Source organism: Microbacterium sp. NPDC056736, from assembly GCF_042790415.1.
GTDB lineage: Bacteria > Actinomycetota > Actinomycetes > Actinomycetales > Microbacteriaceae > Microbacterium.
Map to the genome: position 1 here is coordinate 48,260 of NZ_JBHTZE010000002.1, position 18,652 is coordinate 66,911.

An 18,652-nucleotide genomic window follows, 5' to 3' on the forward strand; every position below is an offset into this window, starting at 1 on the left:
GCGGTCGGCTGCGGCTGCTCGGGCGTACGGTGTTGAGATGCATGAGCTCACCGAAGAGGCGCTGGTCGCGGCATCCGTCGACGTGGTCTGGGCGGAGTTCACGCTCGCCGACCTGCTCGTCAGCTGGTTCTGGCCGCCGCGGTTCGAGACGACCGCGCTCGTCGAGGTGCACGAGCTGGGGCCATGGCAGGTGCGCTCCGAGGTGGCCGGCATCGCGGTCGAGGCGACGGTGCTGGGCTTCGAGGCGCCGCACCGCCTGCGGCTGGCGTGGCGGTGGGCGGGGGAGGAGCACACCACCGACGTCGGGATCGAGCTGGAAGAGGCGGCGGATGCCACGACCCGTGTGATCGTGCGGCATTCCGGGTTCGCGACCGCCGACGAGCGGACGCAGCACGTGGACGGCTGGTCGAGCTGCCTGCAGCGGCTCGTCGACCGGCACGGCGGTCCGCCGGGGGAGCACCTCTGACCGGACGTCCGACCCGCTCGCTAGTCTTCAGCTCGTGATCATCGAGTTCGACGGCGAGGTGTGGCGCTGGGATGCCCGTGACGATGCGTCGTGGTTCTTCACGTCGGTGCCGCCCGAGCTGAGCGCGGACATCCGCGAGATTCCGCGGCCGTCTCGCGGTTTCGGGTCGGTGCGCGTGCGGGCGCGGGTGGGCGGCACGGAGTGGGCGACGTCGATCTTCCCGGACTCCGGGTCGGGGTCGTACGTGCTGCCGCTGAAGAAGGCCGTGCGCGATGCCGAGGGGCTCGCCGACGGGGGTCCGGTGACGGTGCGGCTCGAAGTGCTGGACGGCTGACGGGCCGGATCACCACGGTGGCGGCTCGGGGTCGACGATGCGGGCGGTCGGTGTGACCCACCAGGTGACGCCGGTGATCTCGTCCCGATAGAGCTTCCATGCGCTCTTCGTCTTGAGCACGTGATGCCGTTCACAGAGCGGAGCGAGATTCGTGTCGGTCGTGGTGCCGCCGTGCTGCCAGTCGAGGCGGTGGTCGATGTCGCAGTCGCGGGCGGGGCGGGTGCAGCCGGGGCCGATGCAGACCGGGTCGCGCACGCCGAGCCAGCGGCGAAGCGCTGTGGGAACCCGATAGGTGCGGCGATCGACGTCGAGCACCGTGCCGGTGATGGGGTGCGTGAGGATGCGCACCCAGCTGGTGGCCTCGCCGGCGAGGCGACGGGCGGTGTCGGCGTCGATCGGGCCGTAGCCGTCGAGCGTCGCCGGCTCGTCGTCGTGGCCGAGGAGCGTCATCACCGGGACGGTGATGGCGACCGCGGCGCGCGCGGGCGCGGGTCCGGTCTGCGGAGTCTCGCCGTGCGCGAGGAGGTCGAGAAGCACGTCGCTGCGGATCTGCGCGAGGGTGCGCTCTTCACCCGGCTGGTCGCGCAGGTGTCGCGCATGGGCGTCCGCCCGGCGCTGGGCGGCCTGCACCTCGGCGGCGGGACCGAAGATGCTCAGTGTGGCCATGCCGTCGGGCTCGGCGGTGGTCCAGATCCGGCGGTCTTCGGCGGCCCGACGGTGCCGATCGTCGATGGACTCAGGGTGCACTCGCTCCCGGACGACGCGGGCGCGAAGACGGAACTTGCCGGGCGGCATCCGCCGTGCTCCCTCGATCACCTGCGCGTCGAACTGCGCCCACGCCTCGGACGCAGAACGGGGGAGCGAAGCGGCGTGCTGCGCCGCGGTGTTCGCGTTCTGCTCAGAGACGTCCCCGGACGCGAAGGCCGCCCACACGAGGGGGCATCGTTCGCGAAGCGTGTCGACGTGGAAGGCGCGCGTGCGCACGATCGCCTCGGACAGCCCGAGCCGCACCGCCACGTCTGTCGCGGCCGAGCGCACCGCGATGTCGCGGCGCTCCGCGCGCACGGCACCGACCGAGCGGCCCTGCGGATCACGCCATGCGGGGTCGAGGGTCGGATCGGGGCCGGTCCACGGGTCTGGGCAGTCCGCGGCGTCCCGAAGCACGGACGCGATGCCCGCGTACTGCTCGGCGAGAAGGATGCGGCTGCGCACCGTCGCGTACTCGATGGCCTTGAGCCCGACCGAGTGCATCTCACCGCTCGCCTGCAGCGCGTCGAGGTCGACGTCGGGAACGAAGTCTTCGAACTCGGGCGCCTCCCATGGGCCGAGCTGGAACCAGGGGTCGTCATCGATCCAGGCCGGCAGCGGCGCCGCGGCATCCGATGAAATCTCCATAACTGAATCGTAGAAGCAACCTCCGACATTCGCACCTATATTCGAGAAACGCCTACTTTGCTCAGCTGTGCCGCCGACCGAATCACGCCGGTTCAGACGAAGCGCACCCAGTTCGCCCCGCCGCCGGTCTCGGCACGCTGCCGCAGCTCGAGCCGGTCCGCGTCGACCGCGTAGAGCGCCACGGACGTCGAGCGCTCGCCCGCCGCGACGAGATACGCGCCGTCCGGACTGAGCGCGAAGCCACGGGGCTGCTCCTCGGTGACCGTGAACCCGGTGGGGGCAGACAGCGACCCGTCGTCCGCGACGGATACCGCACCGAGCGTGCTCTCGGTGCGCTCCGAGGCCCACAGCCACCGGCCCTGCGCACCGAAGTGCAGGTCGGCGCCCCAGATGAGGTGCTCGGCCCTCGGGTCGGCACCGAACCGGCTGTGCTCGAGGCCCTTGGACGGATCGAAAGCGGATGCTGCACCCACCGGCTCGAGCGTTCCGTTCGAGGTGTCGCGGGCGAAGTGCAGCACCTCGGCCGAGAACTCCGTCAGCACGTATACGGCGTCCTGCGCGTCGTTCAGCACGAGGTGCCGCGGGCCGCTGCCCTTCGGCGCCGCGACGGTCTCGGGCGTCAACGCGACGAGGCGCAGGTCATCGTCGAGGGCGTACTGCGCGACGAGGTCGGCGCCGAGCGACACGAAGTACGCGAAGCGGCCGTCTGCGCTGGGCAGCACCGAGTGCAGGTTCGGGAACTCCACCCGCGACACCGGCTCGCCGACCACTCCGTCGGTGATTGCGGCGCTGATTCCATATCCTCCGCCATATGACGCGCCGAGGAGCCCCCCGCCGTCGCGGGTGAGAGCGAGGTAGTTCATGCCGCCGTCGGGCAGGTCGCGACGCGACACCTCCGACAGGCGCCCTGAGCTGCGGTCCAGGCGCAACGTCACGATCGCGGCGGGCGCACCCTTCACCCCGGCATAGACGAGGTCGCGGGCGGCGTCGACGGCGAAGGTGGAGCATCCGTCCAGTCCTTCCGTCACGGCGATCCGCTCGAGAGCGCCGTCCGTCAGCTGGAACGTGCTGATGCTGCCGTCACCGGCGTTCGCCACGAGGATGAGATGCGATTGCGTCATGCGTCGATCGTAGGCGCGCGACACCCCGCCGATGGGGTAAGCCCGGGGCGGAGGCATCCGCTTCACTCCTCCACGGGCTCGACGCTCAGGTAGTGGGTGAAGACCGACCCCGGCCGCCGTCTGGAGTCTGCCGAGAAGTCGCGGGCGGGCTGCGCCTCGAACGCGGGCGTCGGCCAGCTCGCGATGACGTGCGGTTCGGCTTCTGCGTACCTCTCTTCCGGGCGCGCGCGGATGTCGTCGGCCCACTCCTCGACCGTGTTCTGCACCACGCCGATCAGACCGGCGAACTGCCTCGCGATCTGCCCCGGCAGGTGCTGGCTGATGACCGCATCGCCCACGCGGCGGATGCGACCGGCCTGATCGAGATACGCGATCGGCGCCGGACGCACCAGCTCGGACCGCGAGTGCGCCACGGTGGTGTTGCGGTACACGCGGATCTTCTCGTGCAACGCCGCGAGCTCTTCGGGCACGACCGACACCGCCCGGAGGGGAGGGCGCACGTCGGAGTGCCCGCGGCGAGCAGGCGCGCGTCGGCGCTGTCGGGAAGCCGGGCGAGCCCCGACGGCTTCCCCTCGCCGTCTGCGCGCGCATCGCCGCTCATCGAGCGCCTTCGGCGCGCGCGAGTGCTCCGATCATCGGGACCTCCCATGTCCCTGCAGCGGATGACGGATGTCTGCGGATGACCGCCGCGACCCGCTAAGTTGGCCTCGAGCGAGAATCATTCTGCTGGGGAGCATGATGTCCGATCGGTCTACTGGGGGACCGCCGCCGGGCTGGTACGCCGAATCACCGGGTGCCACCCGCCTGAGGTGGTGGGACGGTGCTGCCTGGACGCAGCACTATCGATTCACGACGACGGATGCCGCGGCCCCGCCGCCATCCGATCTGCCGGCGATCTCGGGCGCGGGCGCGTCCGAGCCTCCCGTCGGCGCGTCGTGGGCGACGGGCCGAGCGCAACGCCGTCATCGGCGCCGGTCGCACGACGAGGCGACCGACCGGGACAACGACATCGCGGCGTTCTTCGCTACGTCGACGGCGGGAGCCGCGAAGGCAGCCGTCTCGACGCCCGAACAGGCAGCGCCGGCTCCCGCGGCTGTGGTGCACGCGTGGCCGCCCCCGGTCTCGACGATGTCGGGCCCCATCGACACTACGGCAGCCCCCGAAGCGATGCGCCGCGCCGCGCATGTCGACAGTGCGGCCGACCTGCCGAACGCCCCGGCGACGTCGCCGTCGAGTACGGCGGCGCCGACGTTCGCAGGAAGCGCGGCTGGGGGAGCCGCCGCGACGGTGAGCGATGAACCGTCGGAACACACCGTCGCACCCGACCAACCCCGGCCCGCTTCCGAAGCGGTCGAGCCGGAGACCTCGTCGGAGCCGCCTCTTCTCCGGCGCACCCGTACCGGTCCACGCCCGACGATCGAGCCTTCGCTCGTCCGCGACGCCGCTACGTTCACCCCGGAACCCAGCACCGAGGCCGCCACCGCGGACTCCGTCGCCGGGGCGTCCGCGCCCGACAGCGATCGGCCGGCCGAGCAGTTTCCCGATCAGATCGTGGCGCGCCCAAGGGTCGCGGCGGACGACGATCGGATGCCGCGCCCCCTCGTCTACCACCCGGTGTCGAGCTCGTACGTGGGCGAGTTGACGCACTCGTTGCCGGAGAAGTCGTCGAGGAACGGTGCCGCGACCGCGTCCTTCGTGCTCAGTGCGCTGAGCCTGCTCGGAGGGGCCGCGGTGGTCGGCTGGTTCCTCCCCGTCAATCCCATGCTCGCGGGGACCGTCAGCCTGGTGAACCTCGGGCTAGCCCTCACGGCGATCTTCCTCGCGATCGGCGGTCTGGTCATCGCCGCGCAACGCCCCACCAAGAAGACGACTTCGATCGTCGCGCTTGCGGTCGCGGTGGTGCTCACTGCTGGGCTGGGCGTGGTGCTGTTCCTGGTGACCGTCGCCATCACCGCCTGAGTGCGCCCCGCCCGCTCTTAAGCCATTCTTCAGCGAACCTTGCCCTTCAGCGCGTTGACAGCACAAGCGCGCACCCACCATGCTCAGTCGTGGGGAGGGGATTCACGCATGTGTGTGTTTCCCCATCCAGCTTCGACTAGCTGGGATTTTCGTTTTGGGGAAATGATCAAGGCCGGTGCTCGGCGTGCCGGCCGGTCGAAGTCGACCTTGTAACTATGAATGGGGAGTACCGCGCTATGCGTGCAACTATCAAGAACTACATGGACGCTGTGAAGCAGCGTCGTGAAGAAGGCGGCGACGAGGGCGGCTTCTCGCTCATCGAGCTCATCATTGTTGTCGTGATCATCGGCATCCTGGCCGCAGTCGCGGTGCCGATCTTCCTGAACATCCAGGCGCAGGCCAGGGACAGCCAGGCTCAGTCCGCGGCGGCGAACGGCGCCACGCAGGCGGCCGTCGCGCTCACCCAGGATCCGGACGATGCCGCCTACCAGGCGGGCACAGATATCGACAATCTCGAGCAGGGCGACGTCACCCAGGTGACGGTGACCAAGTTCGCTAAGCCTGACATTGACACCATCTGCGTGACCGCCACGGTGGCCGGAGGGACTCGAAGCTCCTGGGCGGCTGGTCCCGGCGTGGCCATCGACGAAACCGCGGTTGCGCCCGCCCCGACTCACACCTGCCCGTAAGTCTTCGGGCTATCACTAGGGCCGGGGACGGATCCCCGGCCCTAGTGGCATGATGGGGACTTGGGGAATGCCACCTGGGGAGGTGCGCTCGGCATGAACGATCGCTGTGGCGATGATCGTGGACTGAGCCTCGTCGAGGTTGTCATCGCGATGATGGTGCTCGCGGTGATCGCCGTGGCATTGTTGCCGTCCTTGTGGCAGGGCTTGCTGGCATCAGGCCGTCAGTCCGCGACAGCGACCGCGACACGGCACCTCTACTCCTTGATCGAGGACGCACGTGCGACGCCAACGTGTCTAAAACTCACCGAAGTGACCGCGGCAGATTCGATTACGGACGGGAAGGGCGCCGATATCGACATCAGCAGCGTCTACGCACCCTCTGACTGTGCAAAAGGCGTGGCCGTGCCGCTGACGCTCATCGCTACGGATGCCTCCGGAGTGGAACTCGCCCAGGTCGATGCAAGGGTGTACATCCCATGAGCCCCGACATTGTCCGGGAGGACTCGGACGCTGGCGTCACGATGATCGAGCTCATCATCTACGTCGTCGTTGTTTCGCTACTTCTGATAGCAGTCGCAACCATGTTGCTCAATTCGTGGCGCACGCAGGAAGACGTCTTGACTGCCTCACAGGCGACCAACAGAGGCCAACTGGTCTCCTCGACCATTGAACGAGCGGTCCGGAATGCGCTCGCATTGCGGGTGGTCGGTACGACGCTAACGGTCCACACTTCACTTGGAGCGGGGCAGACTTGTCAGGGGTTCGATCTTGCCGGTGAAGCGAAGATGGCAATGAGCGCGGGAGCGCTACCTGCCGAGTGGCCCAGCTGGGATATTGATATCGCGTCGATTCCTGGGGAGGTGATCCTCGAGGAAACGGAAACGGGTAAGACTGTGGACTACGCCTTTGAGATCGCCACAGCCACCGCGCCAGTGCGATTCGTTGGAACCGCCTCCGCCCGCAATGCGACAGGAGTCTCCTCACCATGCTGGTAACCAAGCGTCGCACGCGAGACGACGATGAGGGCATGGCCCTCATCACGGTCCTCGTGGTAATGCTCGTCGGCGTCGTCATCGCCCTAACTGTGGCGGCATCCGTCATCTTCACGATGAGCGCGAACACCGCGAACAAGTCACGCACGCAAGCTTTCGTTGCTGCCGAGTCGGGTCGCGACGCGGCCCTCGCCCATCTCGCGGGGACGTGCGACGCAGCGCTCTTCCCGCTTACTTCCAATGGCGATCTCGAGTACTCTGCCACCATCGGCGTGATCTCGAAAGCTGACGTAGTACTGTACGGGCAACCGTCTAGGAGCACCGACTCCGGAGTTGCGACCGGTTGCCCGGGCGAGGAGACCGCATTTGTCGTGATCACGTCGACGGGAACAGGACCGAATGGATCACAGACCACCGTCGACGCCGTGTACCCGTGGATCGTGACATGGGAGCAGCAGGCCGGCGGGGTCCTCGCATACTTTGCGAACGGTGTAAGTCTCCGGGGAACCTACGCCGGCGACATTGTCGTACGCTCGGGACCCTACACGTGCGCCGCGGACGGAACCCTGGTCGGCGACCTCTACGTGACGCGAGGGACCGCCACGTTCAGTCGGGACTGCACTGTGCACGGCGACGTGTGGTCGTACGGCGATGTGGACGCATCGTCGCAGCGCGTTACGGTCGATGGAAACGTGAAGGCGGGTGGTGTGGACCTCACGGGCACGACGGTCACGGCCAACGTAAAGTTCACGTCCAATGGCTCGATGATCGGCACATCGGCGGATCCCGACAGCGGGATGATCGAGGCGACGGGCACGATCGATCTCACCGACACGGGTTCGACGGACGGCCACGTCTGGGGCAACATGATCGCCGGTGGCGCGATCAACGTTGGTGCTAAGTGGGTGGTTGATGCTACGGCCACGAAGACTCCGACGACGGCTCCGCCGGCATTCAACCCCAGTCTGGAATTCATTCGCTCGGTGACAGCTTGGATGGACCTCGATTCCGCGTCGGGGTGGGGGAGTACACCCATAAACGCGTGCAGCCTCACTGCGGCGCAGTTCCGTGACCTCCTGACGACGGGGACGAGCGCCCCCCTCGTCCTCGATTATCGGACTTGTACGCCGTCGCACTCCGCCGTGACGTTCCCTTCGGGGACCACGACGCTGGCCAAGGACGTTGCTTTCCTGATCGCGCCGGCCAAGATTCTCGACATCAACATCAAAGGCTCTATCGCCGGCGACCGCCAGATGGTCTTCGTTCACGAGGACCCAAGCCGAGACCTCGTTGGGGGGGAAACCGACCCAACGTGTGGGAATGGCAATCAGCCCGATACCCTCAGCATCGACAACGGGGTAACTATTCAGCCGAGACTGATGGTGTACACGCCATGCGGGCTCAACGGCACCGTCAAGTCCAGTTTTCGCGGTCAGCTGTACTCGAACAACACGAGCGGAGTGACCTTCATCGGGTCGGCATCGTATACGTGTGCGCTGATGCAATGGGCGCCCGCATTCGAAAAACTGGGGTGCAAAGTGCGGGGGGAAGGCGAAGACGCTGTGCTCGAAACAGTCCTCACTCAGCGGTTGGGGGACCGAGTCACTCAGGTTGAACAAGCCTTCTCAACACCTTCTGCCAGTCCGACCCCTTCGGCGACGGTGCCCTAACCGATGACGCAGTTCGAAATCTTCCTCGTCCTTCTGGCGGGGATCGTCGGCCTCGTCATTGGGTCCTTCTTGAATGTCGTGGCTTACCGAGTGCCAGCCGGAATTTCGCTGATGCGCGAAAGCCGTTGCCCCCGCTGCGAGACGCCCATCAAGCCCTGGCACAACGTTCCAGTCATCGGGTGGATCGCGCTACGAGGCAGATGCGCCACCTGCAATGCGGCCATTTCGGCCCGCTATCCGCTTGTTGAAGCGATCACTGGTGTCACCTTCGCTCTCGTTACGTGGTCGGGGTTAGCGCAGGGTCGTGCTCAGACGGACGCGTATAGCACGAATTACTCGGGCGCCACGCTTTTCGCGTTCGTGCTGATCGTCGTCGCCTTCCTCTACTTCGCGTCTATCAGCGTCGCCTTGACCCTGATAGACCTGGAAACCCATCGGTTGCCGAACGGCATCGTTCTCCCTAGCTATGTGGTAGCAGGTGTTCTCTTTACGGTCGCCTCGTGGTTGCTCGGCGATTGGGCCGCGCTTCTACGCGCCGCTAGCGGCATGGTCATCCTCTACGTCTTCTACTTCTTGCTGCGGCTCGTGCGGCCGGGCGGCATGGGGGGCGGAGATGTGAAGCTCGCCGGTGTGATCGGGTTGCACCTCGGATGGCTGGGCTGGGGCGTTCTGGTCGTTGGGGCGTTCGCGGCATTTGTGTTCGGAGGAGTCTTTGGCATCGCTTTGATGGCCGTGCGCCGCGCCGACAGAAAGACTGCCATCCCCTTCGGCCCGTGGATGATCCTCGGGGCGTGGACTGGCGTGTTCACAGGTGAAGTAGTCGGGCAGTGGTACACAGACTTGTTCATAGGGGCATAGGAAGGGCAGAAAGCATGACGAAGACAATCGTCGGCCTGGAGGTGACCGAAGAGAGTGTGCGTGCCGCCGAAGTGACGCTGGGGCGAAAACCGCAGCTCATCGCTTATGGAGAGGTGCCGCTGGCACCCGGCTCGGCCCGTGACTCCGAAGTGCTGGACCAGGGTTCGGTTGCCGTTGCGCTGCGGCAGTTATGGACGGGGGCGAGATTCAAGAGCCGGGCGGCCGTGCTCGGAGTCGCCAGCCGTCGGATCTTGGTGCGGGAGTACACTACCCAGGCGATGCGGCCTGACTTGCTTCGTGAAGCACTGCCGTACCAGGTGCAAGATCTGCTTCCGGTCCCGGCAAGCCAAGCGGTCCTCGACTTCTATCCGCTGTCGCAGCAAGGTGACCAGGTCTCCGGCCTGCTCGTCGCCGCCGTTGCAGAAAGCATCGAGCAGATCATCTCAACTCTGAGCAGGGTGAAGGTGCGCACCCAGGCCGTTGATCTCGCGGCCTTCGGTCTCGCGCGCGTGACCGCGCCACTCGCATCACCTGATGAGACCGTTGCGACCGTGAGCATCGGAGATCACACGACGCAGGTCGTGGTGTCCCGCGCTGGAATTCCCCAGTTCGTACGCATCTTGCCCATCGACGTCGAAACTGCAGCGTCCCGGCGTCACAGCCTCGACTTGGATGTGGATGTGGACGGCTCGAAGACGCCGGCGTTGGAGTATGCAGGATCCGCCGGAAGCACTCAGCAGACCCGCACTCGCGGCTTGCTGCGGTCCGCCACATCCCCTGGACTGTCAGACTTGGCCGCTCGTCTACGCAGCACGCTGTCCTTCTTCGCTAGCCGTCCTGGGGCGAGCGCACCCTCGCAGGTGTTCGTAACAGGAGCCGGCGCCGCGGATGCAACCATGCCCGCGCTGGCCTCCGCGATCGATATTCCATTGCGCCTGGTGAATGTGACCGACGTCATCTCCACATCTGCTGCCCCGCCGGCCGGCGAGGTCTCACTTAACCTCGTCGGCACGGTGGGCATCGCACTGGGGGAGGCAACCCGATGACCGTTCTCGCCCCGCCGCTGGCTGGTGCTCCGCGCGTTAACCTGATGCCGCGATCCGAAATCGCACGACGTGAACGAGATCAGCTCGTTCGGCTATGGGTGTGGATCGTCTTCGGCGCCGTGGTCGTCGCGGGCTTGATCATCGCCGCCGCGTTCGTGTTCAAGATCATCGCTGACCAGCGACTGGCCAGCGAGCAGGCAAAGACCAACGTACTGATTACAGAGATTGCCTCACTGTCTGAAGTCAGCCAGGCGCTCGCGACCGAGTCCGAGCTCACCTCGTACCGTACTGAAGCGATGGCCACCGACCTCATCTGGACGCCCGTGGTTGCTAAGGTGGCCGGAGTTCTGCCCACTGGTTCGACGCTTAACGGGTTCGATTTCGCCGTTGGTGGGGCACCAACCGGCGAAGAGCCCGAGTCCGAACAGGGGCTCGTCGGCACCGTCACCGTCGAAAGCCCGACTCCTTTGGACATCGTCGCGATCATCCGGGCGCTACGTAATGTCGACGGTGTACTTTTCGTCGATGGCCAGTCGGTGACGACCAGCTCCCTGTCTGAAGGTCGCTTCGTGTACCTGCTGAATGTTCATTTCGATCAAACGGTCTACTCCGGTGCGTGGGCCGGCGATGAGGCGGGGGACGACTGATGCCGAAGCAAATCGTCACGGCGATCGGTCTCATAGTCTCGCTGGGCATCATCGCCCTGGGGATCTCGCTCGTGGCTTTTCCTCTGTACATTCAAGCTGTTGGAGTCGATTCGCAGACGGCAACGGTCGCGAGCACGAATGCGACGTACCAGTCACAGGTCGACAACCTGCGTGAGCAGGAGAAGAACCTGGACACGATCAACGCCGATGTGCAAGAGCTTCGGTCGCAGATCCCGGCAGCTGCGCAACTTGACGATGTGTTCGAGGTGATTGGACGGGCGTCGCAGACAAGCGGAGCTCGGCTCTCCTCCATCGCGGCAGGAGAACAGGTTCCATTCGAACCCCGCGCCGGAGCGTCGACTGAATCGGCTCCAGTAAACCCGCCCGCGGGCTCGACTGGCGAAGATGCTCAGGCAACAGATGCCGACGCGACAACGTCCCCTCCAGCTTCTTCGGAGGACACCAGTTCCGCAGGTCGACAGCAGGCGGAGTTCGCAATTAGCGCTTCAGCGACCAGCATGGAACAGGCGACAGCGTTCATCGACGCGCTTCGCGCCGGGCCGCGGTTGTTGAACAGCGTCACCGCGACCATCATCGAAGCCGGCGATGGCACTATCGCCGTGCAGGTCGCCGCGCTCACCTACTTCGACGGGGAAGGGTAATGGCGATGGAAGACCTCGACTTCGAAGCCCTGCTCGCAATGGGTGCGCGACAGCGGGCATCCGATGTTCATATCACAGCAGGTGCACCCCCTCTGTTCCGCGTCGACGGTGACCTCGTCCCGGTGCCGGGTCACCCGGAGCCGCTCTCTGAGGAGTGGGTCGAGTACAACGCTTTCGCGCTTATGGGTGAGGGACAGCGAACGGAGTTTCAGGAGCGAGGAGAGGTTGACCTCGCACACGCCACCGCCGGTATCGGTCGATTCCGCACCAACGTCTACCGGCAGCTCGGCTCGATTGCGATCGCCCTGCGCTACATCCCCGACCGCGTGTACTCGCTCGAAGAGCTCGGTGCACCAGCGATCGCTCGCGACCTTGCTCTACGTCCCCGGGGTCTCGTGCTCCTGACCGGGCCGACTGGCTCGGGCAAGTCGACGACGCTCACGGCGATGGTAGACATCGTCAACCAGTTGGTGCCGGCGCACATCATCACGATCGAGGATCCGATCGAGTTTCACCATGAGTCGAAGCGGGCACTCATCCACCAGCGCGAGGTCGGCCGCGACACAAACTCATTCGCCGAGGCCTTGCGCCGAGTTCTCCGTCAGGACCCCGACGTGATCCTCATCGGCGAGCTGCGAGATCCCGAGTCGATCTCCACTGCCCTGTCAGCTGCCGAGACTGGTCACCTCGTGCTTTCCACGCTTCACACTCAGGGAGCGGCGAAGAGCATCAACCGCATCATCGATGTGTTTCCGGCCGATGCGCAACATCAGATTCGAACTCAGCTCGGCGACACGCTTCAAGGAATCATCAGCCAGACATTGCTTCCGCTGGCGCAAGTCAACGGTCGAACGATCGCCACCGAGGTACTGATTAATACACCCGCAGTGGCGAACATGATCCGCGAGGGCCAGGTCGCTCAAATCTACTCGGCCATGCAGGCTGGCTCGCAGGTCGGCATGCATACGCTTGACCAAGACCTCCGGAGGCTCGTCTCGGACGGTACAATCGCGGCCAACGTGGCGAAGGACTTTGCGGTCGATCCACGCAGCCTCGATGGTGTGCATATTCGACCGCGCGAACTCGACGCCGAGGATTGGGCTGATCATGCTGGCGAGTGGCGGCAAGGAGATCTCGAATCAGCACCTGCGAATGCCTCGGCCGGCTCAGGTGTAGGGATGGGGTCGCGCTTCGGCACGCCGACTGTTGGGGGTCGCGTTGATCCCACCGCACGTCAAGTCGACTGGAGTGCAGCAGAGGACTTCGACGCCTGGGACGTGTCGGGCAAGGAGGTGTGATGTGGCGAGCGTGCAGGAATACGTGTACCGCGCTGTCGATGCACGAGGCGGAGCGGTTGTCAAAGGGACTATCGAGGCGGCGAACGAGTCCGCGGTCGCTGGCAAGCTGAGATCGCAGGGACTGACGCCGCTTGAGGTCACGCCTAAGTCACAGACTGGCCTTAGCAGAGAGATCAAGCTGCCAGGTCGGAGCGGGCACGTCAGCGCCCGTTCGCTCGCCGTGATCTCGCGTCAGATGGCTGGCCTGATCAATGCTGGCCTGCCGCTCATGCGGACACTCACCATCCTTATCGAGCAGACCGACGACAAGAAGCTGCAGCCTGCGCTTGTGCAGGTGCGGGCCGATGTAGAAGCTGGTTCCTCCTTCTCCGGCGCCCTGGCTAGGTACCCAAAGACGTTCCCCCCGCTAATGCTCAGCATCATCAAGGTTGGTGAAGCTGGCGGTTTCCTCGGCGCAGCGCTGTCCTCGATTGCGGAGAACTACTCGCGCGAGGCGGAGCTCCAGAACAAGATCCGTGCGGCGGTGACGTACCCGATCATTGTGCTCATCATCGCGATGATCGGCGTCTTCCTGATGGTGACGTTTGTGGTTCCGGTGTTCGCCCAGATGTTCGCTGGTCTAGGGTCGGCCCTTCCCGTGCCGACTCAGATTCTCATCAACCTTTCCAACAACATGTGGTGGATATTTCCCTTGATCGCGATCATCCTAATCGCGACCATTATCTGGTGGCGAGCCAACCGCCACACGGAGCAGATGAGGCGCGTCGTTGACCCGATCAAGCTCAAGATCCCGATATTCGGGAAGTTGGCGACCAAGATCGCGGTTGCGCGATTCACACGCAACCTGTCGATGATGCTCAACGCAGGCGTCCCGATCATCCAAGCCCTGTCCATTGTGGGACAGGCGTCCAATAACTGGAAGATTGAGCAAGCCGTACGCGATGTGCAGGAGTCCATCCGGCAAGGTCGATCGTTTGCTGCACCGCTGGCTAAGGCCGACGTGTTCCCCGCGATGGTGCCACAGATGGTTTCTGTTGGTGAGGAATCAGGAACGCTTGTCGATATGCTGGCCAGCGTCGCCGACTTCTATGAGGACGAGGTGGAGACAGCCACCTCCCAGCTCTCGTCTACCATCGAACCGATTCTCATCGTTGGCCTGGGTGTGATCATCGGTGGAATGGTGATTTCGCTCTACCTGCCGATCTTCACCCTGTACGGCGAACTCGCCAAGCAGTAGGCGTCGGAGGCGGCGCCGCGTCAGATTGTGACCCGGAGCACCTCTTCGATCGTCGTCAGACCCTGCGCGACCTTCGACCAGCCGTCTTCACGGAGCGAGACCATGCCCTGCTCCAGCGCGACCTGACGGATCTCCGAACCGGTCGACCGCGTCGTGACCAGCGACTCGATCTCGTCGCTCAACGTCATGATCTCGTGGAGCGCGACGCGGCCGCGGTAGCCGGTGTTGCTGCAGGCGGGGCATCCGACCGCCTTGTACAGCTCGGGGAGGTCGTGCGGGTCGTGCGGGAAGCCGAGTGAGGTCAGCACCTCGGTCGTCTCGACGAGCGGCTCGCGGCAGCGCATGCACAGCCGACGCGCAAGGCGCTGGGCGATCACGGCCGAGAGCGCCGTCGCGACGAGGAACGGCTCGCAGCCGATCTCGGTGAGACGCGTGAGCGCCGACGGTGCGTCGTTGGTGTGCAGCGTCGACAGCACGAGGTGACCGGTGAGCGCCGCCTCGATCGAGATGTTCGCGGTCTCGAAGTCGCGGATCTCACCGACGAGCACAACGTCGGGGTCGGACCGGAGGATCGACCGCAGCGCCGACGCGAACGTCAGGCCCGCGCGGTTGTTCACCTGCACCTGGTTGATGCCGGCGATGCGGTACTCGACCGGATCTTCGACGGTGATGACGTTGATCTTCGGGTTCGCGATCGAACGGAGCGCCGTGTACAGCGTTGTCGACTTGCCCGAACCGGTCGGGCCGGTGGCGAGGATCATGCCGTGCGGCTTGGTGATCGACTCACGGAAGCGCCGGTCGTTGACGCCCGAGAACAGCAGGTCGCGCATCGCCATCGTCTGACCGGTGTTGTCGAGGATTCGCATGACGATCTTCTCGCCCCACACGGTGGGCAGCGTGGCCACGCGGAGGTCGACGGTGCGGTTCTCGTGCGTGACCGAGAGGCGGCCGTCCTGGGGCTTGCGCTTCTCGGCGATGTCGATCGACGACATGATCTTCAGGCGCGAGATGATGCCGTCCTGAATCGCCCGGTCGGCCTTCTGCATCTCGTGCAGCACGCCGTCGATGCGGAACCGCACCGTCAGCTGCTTCTCGCCCGGCTCGACGTGGATGTCGCTCGCACGGTCGTTGATCGCCTGCGCGATCAGCAGGTTCACGAACCGCACGATGGGCGCGGCGTCGTCCTGCTCCTCGAGGCTCTCGGTGAACGCGGCCTGATTGGCCTCGCTCGACTCCTCGATCGACATCGACAGCTCGCTGAGCTCTTCGTCGGAGCGCAGGAACCGCTCGAACATGTTCGTCAGCGCGTCTTCGGCGACGACCACCGGCTCGACGAACAGATCGGTGATGCTCGCCACATCGTCGAGCGCGACGATATCCGTGGGGTCGAGCACGCCGACGGTCAGGCGGTCACCCTTGCGATCCACCGGGATCAGGCTGTACTTGCGACACAGGTTCCCGGGAACCAGTGCCACGACGCTCGGGTCGAGCGGCGTGTTCGCCAGATCGACATACCGGTGGCCGGTGTGCAGAGCGATCGCCTCGGCCACCTGCCCCTCGGTCACCAGATGCGAGCTCACCAGCAGGCGCTGCAGCTCGGGCCCTTCGCCCGTCTGCGCCAGCGCCGCTGACATGTCTGCCGCCCGTACCGCCCCAGTCAGTACAAGTGTTTGTGCCAATCCCCTCACAGCGTCCCCCATTGAATCCCCAGATGGTACGACGACGGGCGGAACTGCGGGAGGGGTTGACAGACGACCGCGAGCTTCGCGACGTGAGCGAAACGGTGCAGCCATGCCTGTCATTATGCCCAAGACCCCCCAGCAGCGATCTCCCCAATCGCCAAGAGACTCCCCAGTCCCTAGACGACATAATACGCATGCCGTCAAGACCGGCGCGCTGAGAAAACGCACTGACTAGTGTGGCGCCATGGCGACGTCGACAGGTTCAGTGACCGAAGACACGAACCCGCCGGGCGCGCCGGCCGGGGGAGCGGTCCCCGCCAGCGGGTTCATCCCGAAGGCGACCGCGTGGGCGCTCTCGCTCAAGCCGGTGCGGGTGTGGCTGCACTACGCCGAGCGCCGCGGACCGATGCTCTCCGACAGCGTCACCTACCGCGCCTTGTTCTCGGTCTTCGCCGGCGTGCTGCTGGGCTTCTCGTTCGCCGCGCTCTGGCTGAGCGACAACCCGGAGGCGTGGCGATCGCTGGTGTCGGCGGTGGATGCGGCGATCCCCGGCCTCGTCGGCGAGGACGGCCTCGTCGACGTCTCCGACATCGAGGCGCCCGCGGGCCTCACCGTCACCGGCATCATCGCCCTGATCGGTCTGCTCGCGGCGGCCATCGGCGCGATCGGCTCGCTCCGCGTCGCCCTCCGGACCCTCGCCGACAAGGTGCACGACGACGTCTTCTTCGTCTGGGTGCTGCTGCGCAACCTGCTCCTCGCGATCGCGATCGGCGGCGGTTTCGTGCTGTCGGCCGGCGCCACCTTCATCGGCACATCCTTCGTGGGCGGCGTGCTCGACTGGCTCGGCCTCAGCCAGAGCTGGTTCGCGGAACTCGCCACCCGCACCGTGTCGATCCTCGTGGTCTTCGTGCTCGACATGGCGCTCGTCGCCGTCGCGTTCCGCACGCTCAGCGGCGTGCGCCCTCGCGCCCGGTCGCTGTGGACGGGCGCCTTCCTGGGCGCCGTCGGCCTCATCGTGCTGCAGCAGCTGTCGAGCCTCTTCGTGCGGGGCGCCGGAGCCAACCCCCTGCTCGCCTCCTTCGCCGCCCTCATCGCACTGCTCATCTGGCTGAACCTCTCGGCCCAGGTGATCCTCCTCGCCGGCACCTGGATCATCGTCGGGGAGCGCGAACGCGTCGACCGGGTGCGCGAGCGGTTCGGGTCGCCGACGTTCGCGCTCCGCCGCGTCCGTCAGGCCGAGGACGCCGTGCGCGTCACCACCGAGGAGCTCGCGCACGCCCGCGCCGACGCCGATCGCGAACGCGAGCAGGCGCGCAAGAAGCAGGCCGAACAGGACGCGAAGAAGCAGGCCGAACAGGACGCAGGAGAGAAGTCATGAGCACCGAGGTTCCCGTCTACACGGCCGAGCAGGTGCGCGCCGCCGAACGACCCCTGCTCGACGAGGGCGTGCCGCTCATGCAGCGCGCGGCCGGTGCCCTGTCGCAGATCATCCGCGCCGAACTCGGCAGCATGAAGTCCGGAGGGGCCGCCCCTGCCTGGCGGGCGCTGGAGCCGACCGTGCCCGGAGCGCCGCAGGAGCATCGCCCGCGCATCCTGGTTCTCGCCGGCGGCGGCGACAACGGCGGCGACGCGCTCTACGCCGCCGCCGGACTCACCGACGTCGCCGACGTCGACTTCGTGCTCGTCGGCGACCGCTTCCATGAAGCCGCCTTCACCGCCGCCATCGGATCCGGCGCCCGCCGCATCGAGCTCGACGAGGCCGAGCACGCCGGCGACGCGTACGCCGTGCTCGTCGACGGCGTCGTCGGCATCGGCGCCTCCCGCGACTCGCGTCTGCGCGGCGCCGCCCGCGACGCGGTCACCACCCTTCTCGGATGGGGGGAGCTCGAGCGGATGCCGCGCGTCGTCGCCGTCGACATCCCCAGTGGCCTCCACCCCGACACCGGCGCGGCCGACGACGCCGTGCTGCCGGCATCCGTCACCGTCACGTTCGGCGCGGTCAAGGCCGGGCTCGTCACCGGCCGCGGACCGGACCTCGCCGGCGACATCGTGCTCGTCGACATCGGACTCTCGGACGCCCTGGCTTCGGTGGAACCGGCGGGGGAGGCATCCGTCTCCCGCGTCGTCACAGCCCAGCGCTGACGCCCGCAGCCCGGCAGCCCGCGGGGCGCCGGACGGGGCTAGTCGTCGTCGTCGCGGTCGCCGTTGTTCCCCGGGAAGTCGGGAGAGTCCTTGTCGTGCCCGAACGCGTTTCCGCGTCCGTTGCCGCCAGGGCCGTCCTCGTGCTTCTCGGCACCGCGTCCGCGCGCGTCGTCGTCGTCGCGACCGCGGTCGTCGTCGTCGCGGGCGCCGTTGTCGCCGGGGAAGCCCGGGGAGTCCTTGTCGTGCCCGAACGCGTTCCCGCGCCCGTTCTCGCCCGGTCCGTCGTCGTGCGAGACGAGGAGCGACGAGGGCACCAGGGACGTCAGCGGAACACCCGCCGCGATGCTCGGCACGAGGATCGCCGTCGCAGCGACGCCCGCGATCACCGCTCCGGTGATGAGCAGCTTCTTCGAACCCATGACGCACCTCGTTCTCGGGCGGCGGAGGCAGCCGG

20 protein-coding genes and 1 pseudogene are annotated in these 18,652 nt (G+C 66.3%); 16 read left to right on the forward strand and 5 right to left on the reverse strand.

What is annotated here, in order from left to right; genetic code table 11:
• The first annotated feature begins 37 nt into the window (after positions 1 to 37).
• Positions 38 to 466, forward strand: coding sequence for an SRPBCC domain-containing protein (locus ACFRAL_RS04715; protein ID WP_336397736.1), 429 nt, complete (start codon positions 38 to 40; stop codon positions 464 to 466).
• Between the two features lie 34 nt (positions 467 to 500).
• Positions 501 to 800 carry a DUF1905 domain-containing protein gene (locus ACFRAL_RS04720; RefSeq protein WP_336397737.1) on the forward strand — a complete coding sequence of 100 codons (300 nt, stop codon included), beginning with the start codon at positions 501 to 503 and terminating at the stop codon, positions 798 to 800.
• Positions 801 to 809: 9 nt separating this feature from the next.
• On the opposite strand, the gene ACFRAL_RS04725 is transcribed toward ACFRAL_RS04720, so the two are convergent.
• The 3 genes from ACFRAL_RS04725 to ACFRAL_RS04735 form a co-directional block, all read right to left on the reverse strand.
• Entirely contained in the window at positions 810 to 2,195 is a 1,386-nt protein-coding gene (locus tag ACFRAL_RS04725) for a DUF222 domain-containing protein (RefSeq protein WP_378880365.1), read from the reverse strand.
• A gap of 92 nt (positions 2,196 to 2,287) precedes the next feature.
• Positions 2,288 to 3,316, reverse strand: a complete 1,029-nt coding sequence (locus ACFRAL_RS04730) for a lactonase family protein (protein WP_378880368.1) — start codon at positions 3,314 to 3,316, stop codon at positions 2,288 to 2,290.
• Positions 3,317 to 3,378: 62 nt separating this feature from the next.
• Positions 3,379 to 3,795, reverse strand: coding sequence for a hypothetical protein (locus ACFRAL_RS04735; protein WP_378880371.1), 417 nt, complete (start codon positions 3,793 to 3,795; stop codon positions 3,379 to 3,381).
• Positions 3,796 to 4,054: 259 nt separating this feature from the next.
• Here ACFRAL_RS04735 and ACFRAL_RS04740 point away from each other — a divergent pair.
• The 12 genes and pseudogenes from ACFRAL_RS04740 to ACFRAL_RS04795 all read left to right on the forward strand — a co-directional run.
• A pseudogene (locus tag ACFRAL_RS04740) lies at positions 4,055 to 4,174 on the forward strand (DUF2510 domain-containing protein); the annotation flags it as partial.
• 270 nt (positions 4,175 to 4,444) lie between these two features.
• Positions 4,445 to 5,275 carry a hypothetical protein gene (locus ACFRAL_RS04745; protein WP_378881317.1) on the forward strand — a complete coding sequence of 277 codons (831 nt, stop codon included), beginning with the start codon at positions 4,445 to 4,447 and terminating at the stop codon, positions 5,273 to 5,275.
• A gap of 260 nt (positions 5,276 to 5,535) precedes the next feature.
• The gene (locus tag ACFRAL_RS04750; RefSeq protein ID WP_378880373.1) at positions 5,536 to 5,964 is read left to right on the forward strand and encodes a prepilin-type N-terminal cleavage/methylation domain-containing protein; all 429 of its coding nucleotides are present in this window, start codon (positions 5,536 to 5,538) and stop codon (positions 5,962 to 5,964) included.
• Positions 5,965 to 6,024: 60 nt separating this feature from the next.
• Positions 6,025 to 6,444, forward strand: coding sequence for a prepilin-type N-terminal cleavage/methylation domain-containing protein (locus tag ACFRAL_RS04755; RefSeq protein ID WP_378880375.1), 420 nt, complete (start codon positions 6,025 to 6,027; stop codon positions 6,442 to 6,444).
• Entirely contained in the window at positions 6,441 to 6,959 is a 519-nt protein-coding gene (locus tag ACFRAL_RS04760; protein ID WP_378880378.1) for a hypothetical protein, read from the forward strand. Before ACFRAL_RS04755 ends, ACFRAL_RS04760 begins: the two co-directional genes overlap by 4 nt.
• Positions 6,960 to 6,991: 32 nt before the next feature.
• Positions 6,992 to 8,626: a hypothetical protein gene (locus tag ACFRAL_RS04765; protein WP_378880381.1), complete on the forward strand. Its 1,635-nt coding sequence runs from the start codon at positions 6,992 to 6,994 to the stop codon at positions 8,624 to 8,626.
• 3 nt (positions 8,627 to 8,629) lie between these two features.
• Positions 8,630 to 9,484, forward strand: a complete 855-nt coding sequence (locus tag ACFRAL_RS04770) for a prepilin peptidase (RefSeq protein WP_378880384.1) — start codon at positions 8,630 to 8,632, stop codon at positions 9,482 to 9,484.
• Between the two features lie 14 nt (positions 9,485 to 9,498).
• A complete protein-coding gene (gene pilM / locus ACFRAL_RS04775) occupies positions 9,499 to 10,530 on the forward strand; it encodes a pilus assembly protein PilM (RefSeq protein WP_378880387.1) in 1,032 nt (343 codons plus the stop codon).
• Positions 10,527 to 11,177 carry a hypothetical protein gene (locus ACFRAL_RS04780; RefSeq protein ID WP_378880390.1) on the forward strand — a complete coding sequence of 217 codons (651 nt, stop codon included), beginning with the start codon at positions 10,527 to 10,529 and terminating at the stop codon, positions 11,175 to 11,177. The genes pilM and ACFRAL_RS04780 overlap by 4 nt, the downstream gene beginning before the upstream one ends.
• Positions 11,177 to 11,839, forward strand: coding sequence for a type 4a pilus biogenesis protein PilO (pilO, locus tag ACFRAL_RS04785; protein WP_378880393.1), 663 nt, complete (start codon positions 11,177 to 11,179; stop codon positions 11,837 to 11,839). The genes ACFRAL_RS04780 and pilO overlap by 1 nt, the downstream gene beginning before the upstream one ends.
• Before the next feature lie 5 nt (positions 11,840 to 11,844).
• Positions 11,845 to 13,137, forward strand: coding sequence for a type IV pilus twitching motility protein PilT (locus tag ACFRAL_RS04790; protein WP_378880396.1), 1,293 nt, complete (start codon positions 11,845 to 11,847; stop codon positions 13,135 to 13,137).
• Position 13,138: 1 nt separating this feature from the next.
• Positions 13,139 to 14,374 carry a type II secretion system F family protein gene (locus ACFRAL_RS04795; protein WP_378880399.1) on the forward strand — a complete coding sequence of 412 codons (1,236 nt, stop codon included), beginning with the start codon at positions 13,139 to 13,141 and terminating at the stop codon, positions 14,372 to 14,374.
• A gap of 20 nt (positions 14,375 to 14,394) precedes the next feature.
• Here ACFRAL_RS04795 and ACFRAL_RS04800 read toward each other — a convergent pair whose 3' ends face one another.
• The gene (locus tag ACFRAL_RS04800; protein WP_378880402.1) at positions 14,395 to 16,062 is read right to left on the reverse strand and encodes a GspE/PulE family protein; all 1,668 of its coding nucleotides are present in this window, start codon (positions 16,060 to 16,062) and stop codon (positions 14,395 to 14,397) included.
• 259 nt (positions 16,063 to 16,321) lie between these two features.
• On the opposite strand from ACFRAL_RS04800, the gene ACFRAL_RS04805 reads away from it, so the two are divergent.
• Entirely contained in the window at positions 16,322 to 17,434 is a 1,113-nt protein-coding gene (locus ACFRAL_RS04805; protein ID WP_378880405.1) for a YhjD/YihY/BrkB family envelope integrity protein, read from the forward strand.
• Positions 17,431 to 18,198 carry an NAD(P)H-hydrate epimerase gene (locus tag ACFRAL_RS04810; protein WP_336397754.1) on the forward strand — a complete coding sequence of 256 codons (768 nt, stop codon included), beginning with the start codon at positions 17,431 to 17,433 and terminating at the stop codon, positions 18,196 to 18,198. Before ACFRAL_RS04805 ends, ACFRAL_RS04810 begins: the two co-directional genes overlap by 4 nt.
• Positions 18,199 to 18,236: 38 nt before the next feature.
• On the opposite strand, the gene ACFRAL_RS04815 is transcribed toward ACFRAL_RS04810, so the two are convergent.
• Positions 18,237 to 18,617 (reverse strand): hypothetical protein, encoded by a 381-nt coding sequence (locus tag ACFRAL_RS04815; RefSeq protein ID WP_336397755.1) that lies wholly within the window; start codon positions 18,615 to 18,617, stop codon positions 18,237 to 18,239.
• Between the last annotated feature and the right edge of the window lie 35 nt (positions 18,618 to 18,652).